Genomic DNA, 14516 nt, shown 5'->3' with positions numbered 1-14516 from the left:
GAATCAGGAAAAATAACGGACGATCAACATGACGCCGGAGGCCAGCACCACCACGTTGATCAATTTCAGGAATTGTTCGCGGGACATCTTCAGGGTGATGCGACGTCCCAGGGCGATGCCCAGCAGCATGCCCGGCGCCAGCAACAAGGCCAGCCACAGCAGCGAGGTGTCCAGGTAGACCCCGGCCAGGGCGAACAGCACGACCCGGGTCAGGGTGCTGAGGCCGATGAGGGTGGTCTGGGTGATGCGCATCGACTCCTTGTTGTCGATGCGGCCGCTCAGGTAGATCGCGTAGATGAAGCCGCCGCTGCCGAACAGCGCGCTGAAGATGCCGCCAATGGAGCCGAACGGCACCGAAGCGGCCGGCGCGAAGCGGCGCTGGGGCTTGAGCCCGCTGAGGGAGTAGAGAGAATAGCCAACCACGAACACGCCCAGGGCCAGCAGGAGGATGTCGGGTCGAGCCTTGAGCAGGATCGCCGCGCCGATCAGGCTGCCCATCACCATCAGCGGCACCAGCCGGCGCAGTTCGCGCCAGTCGGCCTTGCGGCCGTCGCGGCTGACGTTGACGAACGCCGCGCACATGTCCATCAGGGCCAGCAGCGGCACGATCTTGGCGATGGGAACGTAGAGGGCGAGGACCGGGCTGGCCACCAGGGCGGTGCCGAAGCCGGCGATCCCGAATATGATGTAGGCACACAGCAGCGTAATGAAAATAACTGCGTAGCCGGATAGGCCAAATACCAGAACTTCGTTCATTACATCAGAGTCCATTCTTATTGATATCAGGCCTTACTTGGCCTGCTTCACACGCAGAGCCCACTCTAGAAACTATTTAGTTCGCAACAAGCCGACCAAGGTCCAATATACATCACATATCCGATGTGGTAAGCGAATCTTCAATTACCGGGATTTGTCGAAGTTGTGACAGGCGACTCCGGGTACGCGAGATATCCGCAACTTCCGCGGAGTTCAAGGCCTCCTGCAACGGCAACGCGCTGATCAGGAACAGCTGGCAGCGCCGGTCGTAAAGCACGTCGATGAGGTTGATGAACCGCTGCTGCGCGGCCGGCGAGGCGCTGGACAGGCGTGGCAGGTCCTCGAGGATCCAGCGGTCGTGCTCGGCCACCAGGGCCAGGTAGTCCATGGTGGCGGTCGGTCCCTCGCAGAGGTGCTTGAAGGAGAACTGCAGGGTCTGCCCGTCCACGCTCAGCACCCGCAACAGGCGATGCCCCACCTGCAGGTCCTGGCCGCCCGTGGGCCGCCGCGGCAGGCCCAAAGCCTCGCGCTGCGCCTCGTTGCCCGGGCACAGGTAGGCGCCCTGGTGGAACGGGTCCGGCTCGGCGCTCTCCAGCCCCCGGTAGTCCACCTCCCCGGCAATGGAGAGGATGTCCATGCGCTGTTCGATCAGCTCGATGGTGGGCAGGAACCGCTCGTGGTAGAGCGGGTTGGGCAGCAGGCCGTCAGGCGGGTAGTTGGAGGTGGTCAGCAGCACCACGCCACGGGCGAAGATAGCCTTGAACAGCCGGCTGATGAGCATCGCATCGCCGATGTCGTGGAGGTGGAACTCGTCGAAGCAGAGCAGCCGGCAGTCGCCCAGCATCTGCTCCAGAGCCGCCTCCATGGCGTTGCCGCTGTCGGCGTGCTCGAACATCCGCTGGTGCAGTTCGCGGAAGAACGCGTGGAAATGCACGCGGCGCTTCTGCGCCAGGGGCATGGCGTCGAAGAAACCGTCGAGGAGGAAGCTCTTGCCGCGCCCCACCGGCCCCCAGAGGTAGAGGCTGCGGGGCGTGTCCCGGCGGGGCGGGACCAGTAGCTCGTCGGCCATGCGCCCGAGGCGGTCGATGGCGGCGAGCTGGAAGGGATCGAGGGTGTAGCCTCGGCCGGAGGCGGTTCGTTGCATCGCGGCGATCAGGGTCGCACCAGGTGCGGTAGGCGTCATGGACTTCGTTCCTTGTAGGCCAGCGGCGCCCATCCTAGGGGCTAACGCGTCACAGGGGAATCCTCGCCGCGACGTCGCATCGCGGCGAGAGGCCTCGGCTGCGCTGCAAACGCGGCCGAGGCGCCCTATGGGCCCTAGGCGGCCGGCGCACCGGCGTTGGCCGCGGGCGAGACGATGGAGGTCTTGCCGCGGGACCGCCCGGAGCTCAGGTAGTCGGCGATGGATTCCTGGGTCACTTCGCCGAGGAACAGGCCGTCGGCGCCCAGCACCGGCAGCCAGGAGCTGTTGAACTCATACATCCGCGACAGCAGGATGCGCAGGTTCTCGTCATGGGCGGCGGTGACCTTGAACGGTTGCAGGAACTGCCCGCAGGCGCCCTGCTGGCGGCGCAGGTCGCGGCGCTTCACGTAGCCCAGGGCCTTGCGCTCGGCATCGGTGACCACCACGTAGCGCCGGTCCTGCTCCTCCATGGCCTCCAGGGCCTGTTCCACCGGGGTATCCGGGGCGATGCTGGGGGCATCGTCGGCGGCGTCCTCGGCGCGGATCAGCAGCAGCCGCTTGAGGGTGCTGTCCTGGCCGACGAACTGGCTGACGAACTCGTCGGCCGGGTGCGCCAGCAGGGTGTCCGGGTGATCGAACTGGATCAGCCTACCGCCGCGGAACACGGCGATCTTGTCGCCCAGCTTGAGCGCCTCGTCGATGTCGTGGCTGACCATGATCACGGTCTTGTTCAGCGCCCGCTGCATCTGGAAGAACTCGTTCTGGATGGCGTCGCGGTTGATCGGGTCCACCGCGCCGAACGGCTCGTCCATCAGCAGCAGCGGCGCGTCGGCCGCCAGGGCGCGGATCACCCCGATGCGCTGCTGCTGGCCGCCGGACAGCTCCCGCGGGTAGCGCTTGAGGTAGTGCCGCGGTTCCAGCTGGACCATGTTCATCAGCTCCAGCGCCCGCGCGTGGCATGCCTTGCGGTCCCAGCCCAGCAGGCGCGGGACCACGGTGATGTTCTCCTCGATGGTCATGTTGGGGAACAGGCCGATCTGCTGGATCACGTAGCCGATGCGCCGGCGCAGGGTCACCGCGTCCAGGTCGGCGGTGTCCTCGCCATTGATCAGCACCCGCCCGGAGCTGGGCGGGATCAGCCGGTTGATCATCTTCAGGGTGGTGGTCTTGCCGCAGCCGGAGGGGCCGAGGAACACGCAGATTTCCCCTTCGTTCACCGTCAGGCTCACCGCGTCCACCGCGGTGACGTCCTTGCCGTTCTTCTGCTTGAAGGTCTTGCTGAGTCGGTCGAGTTCGATCATGTGATTATCCTTGGGCGCTCAGGGGCGCAGTCCCTTGGGCGTGAGCAGGCGCTGCAGCCCTTGCAGCAGGAGGTCGGCGACGATGGCCAGGGCGCTCACCAGCAGCGCGCCGATGATCAGCTGGCCCATGTCGCTGCGGCTGATGGCGGTGAGGATCAGCTCGCCGAGGCCGCCGGCGCCGATCACCGCGGCAATGGTCATCACGCCGATGTTCATCACCACCGCGGTGCGGACCCCGGCGAGGATCACCGGGACCGCCAGGGGGATGTCCACCATGTACAGGCGCTGCCAGAAGGTCATGCCGATGCCCCGCCCCGCCTCGCGGATGCCGGGCTCGACCCCGGTCAGCGCCAGGTAGGTGTTGCGCAACACCGGCAGCAGCGAATAGAGGAACGCCGCGCTGATGGCCGGCAGCGGCCCGAGGCCCTGGCCGATCTTCGAGTAGAGCGGCAGCATCAGGCCGAACAGGGCGATGGAGGGCAGCGTCAGCACCACCGTGGCGGCGCCCTGCAGCGGCCCGGCGAGCCAGCGGAAACGGGTCATCAGCAGGCCCAGGGGCACGCCGATGAGGATCGCCAGGCCGACCGCGATGGCCACCAGGGTGATGTGTTGCAGGGTCAGCTCGCCGACCCGTGCCCAGTCGATGTAGGAAAAGTGCGATAGCCAGTCCATGGGAGCCTCAGATCAGTGCGTGCTGGCGCAGGAAGTCGGCGGCCACCGCCGCCGGCGTCTCGTGGCCGATGTCGACGCGGGCGTTGAGCGCGCGCATGGTGTCGTCGTCCAGCAACCGCGCCAGGGGCGCCAGCAGCCCGGCCAGGTCCGGATGGGCGTCGAGCACGTCGCGGCGGACCACCGGTGCGGCGGTGTAGTCCGGGAAGAAATGCCGGTCGTCCTCCAGCAGGGTCAGGTCGAAGGCGTCCAGGCGCCCGTCGGTGGTGTAGACCAGCCCAGCGTAGACCTGGGCGTTGCGCAGCGCGGTGTAGACCAGCCCGGGGTCCATCTGCCGCGCCTCGTTGCGGGTCAGTTGCAGGTCGTAGCGCTCCATCAGCGGGGTGAGGCCGTCCGGGCGGTTGGCGAACTCGATGTCCAGGGCGATCAGGTGCGGCTCGTCGGTGCCGTTCACCACCCGCGCCAGGTCGCTGATGCTGCGCAGGCCGTCGCGCTCGGCGATCTCCCGCGGTACGGCCAGGGCGTAGGTGTTGCTGAACCGCGACGGCTCCAGCCAGACCAGGCCCTTGGCGCCATCCAGTTCGCGCACCCGCTTCAGGGACGCCTCGCGGTCGAGCACCTCGGTCTGGTGGTTGAAGGCGAACAGCGAGGTGCCAGTGTATTCCCAGGCCAGGTCCAGCTCGTTGTTCTCCTGGGCGCTGCGCGACACGCTGCTGCCCAGGCCGGCGATCACCCGCGCCCGGTAGCCCTTGGTGCGCAGGTACTGGGCGGTGAGCTGGGCGAGGATGCGCTGCTCGGAGAACACCTTGGCGCCGATCCGCAGCAGCGGTTTCTCCGCGGCCTGGCCCGCCCCGGCGAACCCGGCGGCGACGGCCAGCAGCAGGCCGGCCAATAGAAATTTCTTCATGACGAATCCTCTAGCGGGCCAGCCCGCGCTCCAGGCACAGGCGGCTGAACAGGGTCACCGCGCCGTCCAGCAGCAGCGCCAGCAGCGCGGTGGCGGCGGCGCCCAGCAGCAGCATCGGCTGGTTGTTCAGGGCGATGGCGGGAAAGATCAGGCTGCCCAGGCTGTTGGCGCCGATGAGGAACGCCAGGGGCGCGGTGCCCACGTTCAGCGCCAGGGCGATGCGCACGCCGCCGATGAGGATCGGCACCGCGTTGGGCAGTTCCACCTTGAGCAGCACCTGGCGCGGGGTCATGCCGATGCCGGTGGCGGCCTCCTTGAGCGACGCGGGCACGTTGCGCAGGCCTTCGTAGGTGTTGCGCACGATGGGCAGCAGCGAGGCGAGGAACAAGGCGAAGATCGCCGGCCCGTCGCCGATCCCCAGGATGCCCAGGGACAGCGCCAGCACGGCCAGGGGCGGCACGGTGTTGCCGACGTTGAACAGCTGCATGAAGCGTTCGGCGCGGCGCGCCATGAACGGCCGGCTGAGCAGGATGCCCACCGGCACGCCCACCGCCAGGGCGGCGAGCATCGAAACGGCGACCAGGAACAGGTGCGCCTGCAGGTAGAACTGCAGGTCGTCGCGGTAGTGGCGGATGACGTTCAGGCCAATCCAGTGGACCAGCAGGGCCAGCAGCGCGGCGGCGGCCAGCGCGCCGAGCAGGCCCTTGCCATAGCGTTCGGCCATGGGCGGACTCCCTTCGTGGAGATTCGACGGACGCGAGCCCGCGGGCTCGCCGTTCGCATGGGCGGACCGACAGGCGCACCGCACGGGGCGGACGAAACGACGGACCTCGACGGCCATCGCACCTCGCCACGGGCCTGGCGAAACGATGGCACGCTGGAATGGACGCCCGTCGGTCGCCCGAGGTTCCACCGGATTGCCGCTTCGTTCGCCCGCCGCCCGGCCGGCGCGCTGCCGCGGGCGGCGGCATCGGCTATAATCGCCGGCTTTTTCCGGATCGCCTTTGAAGGCAGGACCCCATGACCCAGCAGGCTGCCGAAGTCGCGAAACGCCGCACGTTCGCCATCATTTCCCACCCCGACGCGGGCAAGACCACCATCACCGAGAAGCTCCTGCTGATGGGCAAGGCGATCGCCGTGGCCGGTACCGTGAAGTCGCGCAAGTCCGACCGCCACGCCACCTCCGACTGGATGGAGATGGAGAAGCAGCGCGGCATCTCCATCACCACCTCGGTGATGCAGTTCCCCTACCGGGAGCACATGGTCAACCTGCTGGACACCCCCGGCCACGAAGACTTCTCGGAAGACACCTACCGGACCCTCACCGCGGTGGACAGCGCCCTGATGGTGCTGGACGGCGGCAAGGGCGTCGAACCCCGCACCATCGCCCTGATGGACGTCTGCCGCCTGCGCGACACCCCCATCGTCAGCTTCATCAACAAGCTGGACCGTGACATCCGCGACCCCATAGAGCTGCTGGACGAGATCGAGGCGGTGCTGAAGATCAAGGCGGCGCCCATCACCTGGCCGATCGGCTCGTACCGCGACTTCAAGGGCGTCTACCACCTGGCCGAGGACAAGATCTTCGTTTATGTGCCCGGCCACGGCCACGAGCGCATCGAGGCGCGGGTGATCGACAAGCTGGACTCCGACGAGGCCCGTACCCACCTGGGCGACCTCTACGACGATTTCGTCGAGCAGCTGGAGTTGGTCCAGGGCGCCTGCCACACCTTCGATAACGATGCCTTCCTGCGCGGCGAGATGACCCCGGTGTTCTTCGGCACTGCCCTGGGCAACTTCGGCGTCGATCACGTGCTCGACAGCATCGTCGACTGGGCCCCGCGCCCGCTGCCGCGCACCGCCCACGAGCGCAGCGTGGCGCCCACCGAGGAAAAATTCAGCGGCTTCGTGTTCAAGATCCAGGCGAACATGGACCCCAAGCACCGCGACCGCATCGCCTTCATGCGCATCTGCTCGGGGCGCTACGAGAAAGGTATGAAGATGCGCCACGTGCGGATCAAGAAGGACCTGAAGATCGCCGACGCCCTGACCTTCTTCTCCAGCGAGCGGGAAATGCTGGAGGAAGCCTGGGCCGGCGACATCATCGGCCTGCACAACCACGGCACCATCCAGATCGGCGACACCTTCACCGAAGGCGAGGTGCTGGGCTTCACCGGCATCCCCCACTTCGCCCCGGAGCTGTTCCGCCGGGTACGCCTGAAGGACCCGCTGAAATCCAAGCAGCTGCGCCAGGGCCTGCAGGAGCTGGCCGAGGAAGGCGCTACCCAGGTGTTCTTCCCCGAGCGCAACAACGACATCATCCTCGGCGCGGTGGGCGTGCTGCAGTTCGACGTGGTCGCCAGCCGCCTGAAGGAGGAATACAAGGTGGAATGCGCCTACGAGGCGATCAACGTCTGGTCGGCACGCTGGATCGAGTGCGACGACAAGAAAAAGCTGGAAGACTTCAAGGCCAAGGCCTACGAGAACCTGGCCGTGGATGGCGGCGGCCACCTCACCTACCTGGCGCCGACCCGGGTCAACCTGAGCCTGATGGAAGAGCGCTGGCCAGAGGTGAATTTCCGCGCCACCCGCGAACACCACTGATCGCGATCGGAAAAAAAACGCCGGGACTTCCCGGCGTTTTTCATTTGCGCGTCGTAGGGCCTCAGCGGGCGCCCAGGTCCACGCCCACCACCAGCGGGTCATGGTCCGACGCCCGGTAGGGGTCGGCGTTGTACAGGGTGCCCTGCTGCCGGGCGCTCTTGAACTCCACGTTGTAGTCCAGCACCCGCGGTTCGTCCGCGTTGATGTGCCATTCCTCGGTGCTGCGCACCTGGGGCAGCATGCTCGGGCTGGCCAGGGCATGGTCGAGGGCACCCGACTGGCCGGCGAAGACGAACGAATAGGCCTTGCCGAGGCCGACGAAGCGCTCGGCCAAGTCGGTGTAGCCGGCCGCGCGGATCAGGGTGACCGGGTCTTCCTGGGTGTAGGCGTTGAGGTCGCCGAGGATCAGGTAGTCCGGGTCGCCGGAGCCGGTGGGGTCCTTGGCCAGCCATTTCACCAGGGCGTTGGCGGCGCGCACCCGGGTCAGGTTGCAGTTGCCCTGGCCGTCGCCGGTGTCCGGGTCGCCGTCGCAGGCGGACCCCTTGGACTTCAGGTGATTGATCGCCACGGTGAACACGTGATAGCTGGCGATCTCGCGGAAGCTCTGGGCCAGGCTCGGGCGGTTGCGGGTGTCGTCGAAGCTGGGGTCCACCGTGCTGTCCAGCACGGCGGCGGCGTTCAGCGGCCGCACCACGTCACTGCGGTAGACCAGGCCGACGGCGATGGCATCGCTGCCCAGCTTCGCCCTGGCGGGGTCGATGTACGCATAGCGCTCGCCGCGACGGGCGCCGGCATTCAGCCCCTTCACCAGGTCGGCGATGGCGCTGTCGGCGCCGTAACCGTCGTTCTCGATTTCCATCAGCCCGACCACCGAGGCACGGGAGGCGAGGATCGCCGCGATCACCTTGGCGCGCTGGCGCTGGAATTCCTCCGCGGTACTGGCGCCCCGCGCGGTGGGAAAGCCGGCGCCGCGGCCGTCGCCGTTGAAGTAGTTGAGCACGTTGAAGCTGGCGACCCGCATGCGACCGGCGGCCTTGGGCTGCTCGGTGCGCGGGTTGGCCACCTCGATGCGCGGCGCCACGTCCGGCTGCACGCGGTAGCCCTCGGTGGATTGGTCCAGCACGCCGCTGACCCCGGCCACCCGGTCGCCCACCCGCAGGCTGTTGAAGGCGCTCAGTTCCGGCGCCGGGTAGCGGATCGGGTCGGGGTTCTGCTGGGCACGGGCGTCGTCGAGCAGGATCCGGTCCAGGTCGTTGCGGGCCTGCAGGGCGCGGGCGGCGTCACCCGGAGCGGCCACTTCGGTGGGGGTGATCAGCCGCTGGGAGGACAGCAGTACCTGGCCGTAGCGGCCCAGGTCGTAGGTCTCGCTGACGGTCAGGGTCTGGGGCAGGCGCACACGCATGCCCTCGTAGCGCTCCAGGGAGGCGTCGGCGGCCAGCGGCAGCTGCACGGCCACCGCCTGGGGCAAGGCGGTCTGGCTGCCCAGCACCGTTACCTTGAGGGTGCCGGCCAGTTCGGTGAGGCCGTTGTACTCGCGTACCGTCCCGCTGACCCGGACCCGGTCGCCCACCGCCACCGCCGGCCCACTGCCGCCGTCATAGACGAACAGCCCCTCGGAGGTCTGCGGGTCGGCGTCGACGCTGTCGTCGGGTTGTTGCAGGAAGAAGCCCTTCAGTTCGCCGGCGCCCTGGAAATCGGCGACCACGATGCCTTCGACGGTGACGGCCTGGCCCAGCAGCGGGCTGCTGTCGCCGCGCCCCTGAACCTCATGGATGGCGCGCACGCCGGCATCCGCTACCGGCGTCGCTACGGATTCGGGCAGGTACGCGGCGCAGGCCTGCAGGGCGAAAAGCGACGCCACGCCGGCCAGGGCGAAGGCGGTGGATGTGGGGAAGAAACGCATGGAACGCAAGGAACAGGTCATCGGACTCTCCTGTCTCGACCCGCCGCGCGCGACGGGTGCCTGTATGGAATAGCGGGGAAAACAAGGAATGGCCCGGTGCGCGGATCACGCACCGGGCCGGACGCGCCTCGGCGGGCGCACGGGGAACCGGTTTAACCGGAGAATCTGACAGGCGAATGACAGGACCGCGGCGGGCGCCGGACGGTCACCGCGGGAGCCCTGGGCGAGGCCCCCGCGTCACGCGCCTGTCACGCCGAAGGCGCCGGTCGACCCGCCCGGGACACTCTAGACGAGACGATCCCAGGCGGCGGACGAACCGCTCAGCGGGCCTTCTTGCTGGAGGCCTGCATCTGCTTGAGCAGCGGCTCGCACTGGTTTGGCTGCTCTTCGCTGGGGGCTACCAGGGCCAGCAGCCCGGCGGCCGGTGCTACCAGCGCCCCCAGGGCCAGCATGCCGGCGCCACGGGCCAGCAGCGGCCCACTCTTGACCCCCGCGTCCGGCTTCTTGAAGGTGCCGCGCACGTACAGCGGCGAGCGCAGGGAGAACACCCGCAGGCCCTTGGACTCGGGGTCGATGGTCAGGTCCAGGCGCTCCTGGCGGAAATCGGCAGAGCCGTCGATACGGATCACCGCGTTCTCCGTGTCGAAGATCACCAGGCGGGTGCCCAGCACGCCCTGGGTGATGCCCACGTCAGCGGCGGCGCAGTTGATCTTCACGTCCTTGTCGCCGAACAGCTCCCCCACCAGGTAGTTGCCGACGTTCAGCCCGGCGATCTCCATCAGCCCGCGGCTGACCGCGCCATCGTTGATCAGCATCTTCACCTGGCCGTTGGAAGTGCCCAGCAGGGCCGCTACCGAATTGCCGGTGCCGCGTATCTCGGCATCGCCGTTCAGCTCGCCGAAGCTGGTCTGCATGGGCGAAAAATCCGGGAACAGCTGCTTGAGCTTCATGCCCCGGGCGGCCAGCTTGGCGCGGCCTTGCAGCGGCGTGGCACGGCCGTTGAGCCCCACCTGGGTATCCAGGGTGCCGCCGGCGACGCTGAAGCGCAGCGGTTCCAGGGACAGGTCGCCGTCGTTGAGCACCACGTGGGTGAACAGGTCGCTGAAGGGCAGCTTCTCGCTCTTGACGATGCGCTTGCCGGTGAAGCTGACGTCGGCATCCATGGCGCGCCAGCGATCGGTGCGGAATTCCTCCACCGGCAAGGCCTTGTCCGCCGGCTGGTTGCTGGGGGCGCCGCGGGCCTTCTTCTCGTCGTTGGAGTCGGCGCCGATCAGCGGCGCCAGGTCGGCGAACAGCAGCTGGTTGGAGGTCAGCGACCCGGACAGCTTGGGCCGCGGCTGGCGCGCCACGTAGGTGAGTTCGCCATGGATGTCGCTGTCGCCGATCTTGCCGTTGAAGTTCTCGTAACGATAGGTGGCGCCGTCCGGGTCGTGCAGGCGCGCCACCAGGCGGCCGTCGGTGCCGTAGGGCGGCGTGTCCGGCAGGGTGACGCCGGTGAGGGGGTAGAGATTGCCCAGGCTGTCGCCCGCCAGGCGCAGGCGCAGGTCCAGGGCGCCGAGGTTCTTCGGGTCGGTGAGGGTGCCGGCCACGGCGACCCGGGTGCCGCCCACCTTGACGTCCGCCTGCACCGGGAACGGCCGCTGGCTGTCCTGCAGCGCCAGCAGCCCGCCCACCTTGCCGGTGCCGCTCAGGGGCTGGTCACGGTAGACCCCCTTGAGGGTCCAGCCGAAGGCGAACTCGGGGGGCGAGGCGGGTTGATCGGCCGGAGCGGCTGGAGCGGCGGGCGCCTTGCCGTCAGCGGCCTTGTCCGCGGGGCGCTTGCCCACTAGCTCGTTGAAGGCGATGGGCTTGCCCAGGGGGTCCACCTGCAGCTGCAGGCGGGTCTTCAGTTGCTGGTCGTCCAGGGCCACGTGGCCCTGGTCGAAACCGATGGCACCGATATCCAGCTTCCACGGCGACGGCTCCTGGGGGTCCTGGGACTGCTCACCCAGGTCGAAGGTCCAGTTGTTGCGACCGTCCGCCAGGCGCTCCAGGCCCGCCTGGGGCGCGGTGAGCTGGATGTGCGGGATCACCACCTGCTTCCACAGCAGCGGCACCGGCGACAGGCTGAACGCAACCCTGTCCAGGCCGACGAAGCGCTCGCCCTTGGCCCAGTCGGGGTTGCCCAGGGTCAGGCGCTCGGCGGACACGTGGGGCCAGGGCACCCAGGCGCGCCAGCCCGGCTCGTCGGGCTCGCGCCCCCAGTGCACCGCCAGGTCGCCCTCGATGGCGAACGGCCGGTTGAGGGCGGCCGAGACTTTTTCATTGAGGGTGGGCTTGAGGCGGTTCCAGTCGAAGGTGGCGACGAACACCACCAGGGCGATGATCACCAGCAGCAGGCCGGCGACGATCCAGGCTACGATCTTGCGTCCACGGGTCATGGGCATCCGGTTGGTCTCCCTTGGCGGCCGCCCTCGCGGCCCGATTTTTTCGAGGTCGTGTGCTATCGACTGGCAAAGGGCCGCGATGACTCCCGAAAAACCGCTTCGCTGGCGGCTCGGGGTCGGATGAGCCATCCTCGCCCGATCGTTCCGAGGACACCGCCGTGCAGTTGATCGACACCCACACCCACCTGGATTTCCCAGTTTTCGACGCCGATCGCGCCGCCGTGCTGGCCCGCAGCCGCGCCCGCGGGGTGCGGCGGTTGCTGGTGATGGGGGTCTACCGGGACAACTGGGCGCGCCTGTGGGACCTGGCCTGCGCCGAGCCGGGGGTCTACGCCGCCCTGGGCCTGCACCCGGTGTACCTGGAACAGCACCACGACGCGCACCTGGACGAGCTGCGGGACTGGCTGCAGCGCCTGGCCGGCGACCCGCGCCTGTGCGCCCTCGGCGAGTTCGGCCTGGACCGCTACGTGGAAGGGCTGGACCCGGCGCGCCAGCAACGGCTGTTCGAGGCGCAGCTGGCCCTGGCGGTGGAATTCCACCTGCCCGCCCTGCTCCACGTGCGCCGCGCCCACGCCGCCTGCATCGCTACCCTGAAGCGCTTCCGCCCGCCCCGGGGGGGCATCGTCCACGCCTTCGCCGGCAGCTACGAGGAGGCCCGCGAGTACATCCGCCTCGGGTTCAGGCTGGGCCTGGGCGGCGCCCCCACCTGGGAACAGGCGCATCGCCTGCACAAGGTGGTGGCGCGACTGCCCCTGGACTCCCTGGTGCTGGAGACCGACTCGCCGGACATGGCGCCAGCCATGCACCCCCACCAGCGCAACAGCCCGGAATACCTACCGGACATCTGCGTGCGCCTGGCGGAGCTGCGCGGCATGGCCCCGGAGGACCTGGCGGCCGCCAGCACCCGCACCGCCTGCGCGCTGTTCGGCTGGTCCCTGGACTGACCCTCAGGCGGGCGCCGCCGCGGGCTCGACCGGCAGTGGCCGGCGCAACAGTGCATAGAGCACGCCGGTAAGCAGGCTGCCGGCGCCGATGGCCAGCAGGTAGGCCAGGGCGTGGTTGATGGCGTTGGGGATCAACAGTACGAACAGCCCGCCATGGGGCGCCATCAGCTTGCAGCCCAGGTACATGCTCAGGGCCCCGGTGAGGGCGCCACCGGCGATGCTGGCGGGGATCACCCGCAGCGGGTCGCGGGCAGCGAACGGGATCGCCCCCTCGGAGATGAAGCACAACCCCAGGGCCAGGGCCGCCTTGCCCGCTTCCCGCTCGGCCTGGGCGAAGCGCCGGCGGGCGAAGACGGTCGCCAGGCCCATGCCGATGGGCGGCACCATCCCGGCGGCCATGGTCGCCGCCATGGGGGCGTAGCTCTGGGACGCCAGCAGCCCCACGGAAAACGCGTAGGCCGCCTTGTTGATGGGCCCGCCCAGGTCGACGCACATCATCCCGCCCAGGAGCATGCCCAACAGCAGCGCGTTGGTGCTGCCCATGCCGTCGAGGAACCCGGTGAGCGCCACCAGCATCGCCGCCACCGGCGTGCCCACCACGTAGATCATCACCAGGCCGGTGAACAGGCTGGCGAGCAACGGGATGATCAGGATCGGCTTGAGGGCGTCCAGGCTGGCCGGCAGGCGCACGTAGCGGGCGATCAGCAGGGCGCTGTAGCCGGCGAGGAACCCGGCGACGATGCCCCCGATGAAGCCCGCCCCCAGGCTGCCCGCCAGCAGCCCACCGATCATGCCCGGGGCGAGCCCCGGCCGGTCGGCGATGGAATAGGCGATGTAGCCGGCGAGCATCGGCACCATCAGCTTGAAGGCGGTATCGCCGCCGATCTGCATCAGCGCCGCCGCCAGGGTCCCGGGGGTCTTGTAGGCCTCGATGCCGAAGACGAACGACAGGGCGATCAGCAGGCCGCCGGCCACCACCATGGGCAGCATGAAGGACACGCCGGTGAGCAGGTGCTTGTAAGCCCCGCGCTTCTCGCCGGTGCCTACGGCGGCACCCGGCGGTCCTCCTGGGGCGGCCGCGGCCAGGGGCCGGGCTTCCGCCAGGGCACGGCGCAGGGTCTCGTCCGGCTGCTTGAGGGCCGCGCCGGTGCCGCAGCGGAATACCCGCTTGCCGGCGAATCGGGCGGTGTCCACTTCGATGTCGGCGGCCAGCAGCACCACCTCCGCCTCGGCGATGGCCGCCTCGTCCAGGGTGTTGCGCGCCCCCACCGAGCCGCGGGTCTCCACCTGCAGCCGGTAGCCGAGACGGTTCGCCGCCTGCTGCAGGGCCTCGGCGGCCATGAAGGTATGGGCGACCCCGGTGGGACAGGCGGTGACCGCCACCAGGCGCGGAGCGCCCGTCTGGGCGGGGTCCGGCGTGAACGTGCCGGGCATGGACGTGCCCGGCGCGGACGCATCAGCCGGGGCTGTTTCCCCTGCCGAAGCGCTGGTGGCAAGCGCGTCCACCGAAGCCGGCGCGGCCAGGGCCTCGGCGCGCTGCAGGAAGGCCTCCGGTTCGGCCAGGGCCTCCGCTGGGCGGGTGCGGTACAGGCGTTTGCCGGCGAAGCGCGACGCGTCGAAGGGCCCGCTGGCCACCAGCAGCACCCAGTCCGCCGCCGCCAACTCGGCCTCGCTCAGGCGTGGCGCATCCGCGCGCCCGTGGATTTCTACCTGGGTGCTCCAGCCCAGGCGCTGGGCGGCGGCCTCCAGCAGGCGGGCGCAGAGCACGCTGGTGACCAGCCCGTTGGGGCAGGCGGTGACGATGGCTAGGTTCATGGGGTCCC

Annotated in this window: 11 protein-coding genes; 2 read left to right on the top strand and 9 right to left on the bottom strand. The window is 68.9% G+C overall.

Annotated features, from left to right (window positions below):
• Positions 1 to 3: 3 nt before the first annotated feature.
• From FM069_RS03080 to FM069_RS03055, 6 genes are all read right to left on the bottom strand, one after another.
• Positions 4 to 756: a sulfite exporter TauE/SafE family protein gene (locus FM069_RS03080; protein ID WP_143486814.1), complete on the bottom strand. Its 753-nt coding sequence runs from the start codon at positions 754 to 756 to the stop codon at positions 4 to 6.
• Between the two features lie 112 nt (positions 757 to 868).
• Entirely contained in the window at positions 869 to 1939 is a 1071-nt protein-coding gene (gene zapE, locus FM069_RS03075) for a cell division protein ZapE (protein WP_143486813.1), read from the bottom strand.
• A gap of 134 nt (positions 1940 to 2073) precedes the next feature.
• Positions 2074 to 3240: an osmoprotectant ABC transporter ATP-binding protein OsmV gene (locus FM069_RS03070; RefSeq protein ID WP_143486812.1), complete on the bottom strand. Its 1167-nt coding sequence runs from the start codon at positions 3238 to 3240 to the stop codon at positions 2074 to 2076.
• A gap of 18 nt (positions 3241 to 3258) precedes the next feature.
• Positions 3259 to 3912, bottom strand: coding sequence for an ABC transporter permease (locus FM069_RS03065; RefSeq protein WP_143486811.1), 654 nt, complete (start codon positions 3910 to 3912; stop codon positions 3259 to 3261).
• Between the two features lie 7 nt (positions 3913 to 3919).
• Entirely contained in the window at positions 3920 to 4816 is an 897-nt protein-coding gene (locus FM069_RS03060; RefSeq protein WP_143486810.1) for a glycine betaine ABC transporter substrate-binding protein, read from the bottom strand.
• 10 nt (positions 4817 to 4826) lie between these two features.
• Entirely contained in the window at positions 4827 to 5540 is a 714-nt protein-coding gene (locus tag FM069_RS03055) for an ABC transporter permease (RefSeq protein WP_143486809.1), read from the bottom strand.
• A gap of 296 nt (positions 5541 to 5836) precedes the next feature.
• Here FM069_RS03055 and FM069_RS03050 point away from each other — a divergent pair, with 296 nt between their 5' ends.
• Positions 5837 to 7420, top strand: coding sequence for a peptide chain release factor 3 (locus tag FM069_RS03050; RefSeq protein WP_143486808.1), 1584 nt, complete (start codon positions 5837 to 5839; stop codon positions 7418 to 7420).
• A 61-nt stretch (positions 7421 to 7481) separates the two neighbouring features.
• Here the strand turns inward: FM069_RS03050 and FM069_RS03045 are convergent, their stop codons facing one another.
• Together FM069_RS03045 and FM069_RS03040 are read right to left on the bottom strand one after the other, a co-directional pair.
• Entirely contained in the window at positions 7482 to 9344 is a 1863-nt protein-coding gene (locus FM069_RS03045; protein WP_143486807.1) for an ExeM/NucH family extracellular endonuclease, read from the bottom strand.
• Positions 9345 to 9643: 299 nt separating this feature from the next.
• Positions 9644 to 11743 (bottom strand): AsmA family protein, encoded by a 2100-nt coding sequence (locus FM069_RS03040; protein WP_143487061.1) that lies wholly within the window; start codon positions 11741 to 11743, stop codon positions 9644 to 9646.
• A 164-nt stretch (positions 11744 to 11907) separates the two neighbouring features.
• Here FM069_RS03040 and FM069_RS03035 point away from each other — a divergent pair, with 164 nt between their 5' ends.
• Positions 11908 to 12693, top strand: coding sequence for a TatD family hydrolase (locus FM069_RS03035; protein WP_143486806.1), 786 nt, complete (start codon positions 11908 to 11910; stop codon positions 12691 to 12693).
• Positions 12694 to 12696: 3 nt separating this feature from the next.
• Here FM069_RS03035 and FM069_RS03030 read toward each other — a convergent pair whose 3' ends face one another.
• On the bottom strand, positions 12697 to 14508 hold the full coding sequence (locus FM069_RS03030; RefSeq protein ID WP_143486805.1) for a fructose-specific PTS transporter subunit EIIC: 1812 nt from the start codon (positions 14506 to 14508) through the stop codon (positions 12697 to 12699).
• Positions 14509 to 14516 lie beyond the last annotated feature (8 nt).

It is taken from the genome of Pseudomonas mangiferae (assembly GCF_007109405.1).
GTDB lineage: Bacteria > Pseudomonadota > Gammaproteobacteria > Pseudomonadales > Pseudomonadaceae > Pseudomonas_T > Pseudomonas_T mangiferae.
Note: the sequence above shows the minus strand (reverse complement) of the source record. Positions and strands in the feature narration are given on the sequence as shown.

Bases quoted from the DNA above. Each gene is read 5' to 3' on its own strand.
- FM069_RS03050 (WP_143486808.1), top strand. From the start codon at position 5,837: ATGACCCAGCAGGCTGCCGAAGTCGCGAAACGCCGCACGTTCGCCATC.
- FM069_RS03080 (WP_143486814.1), bottom strand. From the start codon at position 756: ATGAACGAAGTTCTGGTATTTGGCCTATCCGGCTACGCAGTTATTTTC.
- zapE (WP_143486813.1), bottom strand. From the start codon at position 1,939: ATGACGCCTACCGCACCTGGTGCGACCCTGATCGCCGCGATGCAACGA.
- FM069_RS03045 (WP_143486807.1), bottom strand. From the start codon at position 9,344: ATGACCTGTTCCTTGCGTTCCATGCGTTTCTTCCCCACATCCACCGCC.
- FM069_RS03060 (WP_143486810.1), bottom strand. From the start codon at position 4,816: ATGAAGAAATTTCTATTGGCCGGCCTGCTGCTGGCCGTCGCCGCCGGG.
- FM069_RS03030 (WP_143486805.1), bottom strand. From the start codon at position 14,508: ATGAACCTAGCCATCGTCACCGCCTGCCCCAACGGGCTGGTCACCAGC.
- FM069_RS03040 (WP_143487061.1), bottom strand. From the start codon at position 11,743: ATGACCCGTGGACGCAAGATCGTAGCCTGGATCGTCGCCGGCCTGCTG.
- FM069_RS03055 (WP_143486809.1), bottom strand. From the start codon at position 5,540: ATGGCCGAACGCTATGGCAAGGGCCTGCTCGGCGCGCTGGCCGCCGCC.
- FM069_RS03070 (WP_143486812.1), bottom strand. From the start codon at position 3,240: ATGATCGAACTCGACCGACTCAGCAAGACCTTCAAGCAGAAGAACGGC.
- FM069_RS03065 (WP_143486811.1), bottom strand. From the start codon at position 3,912: ATGGACTGGCTATCGCACTTTTCCTACATCGACTGGGCACGGGTCGGC.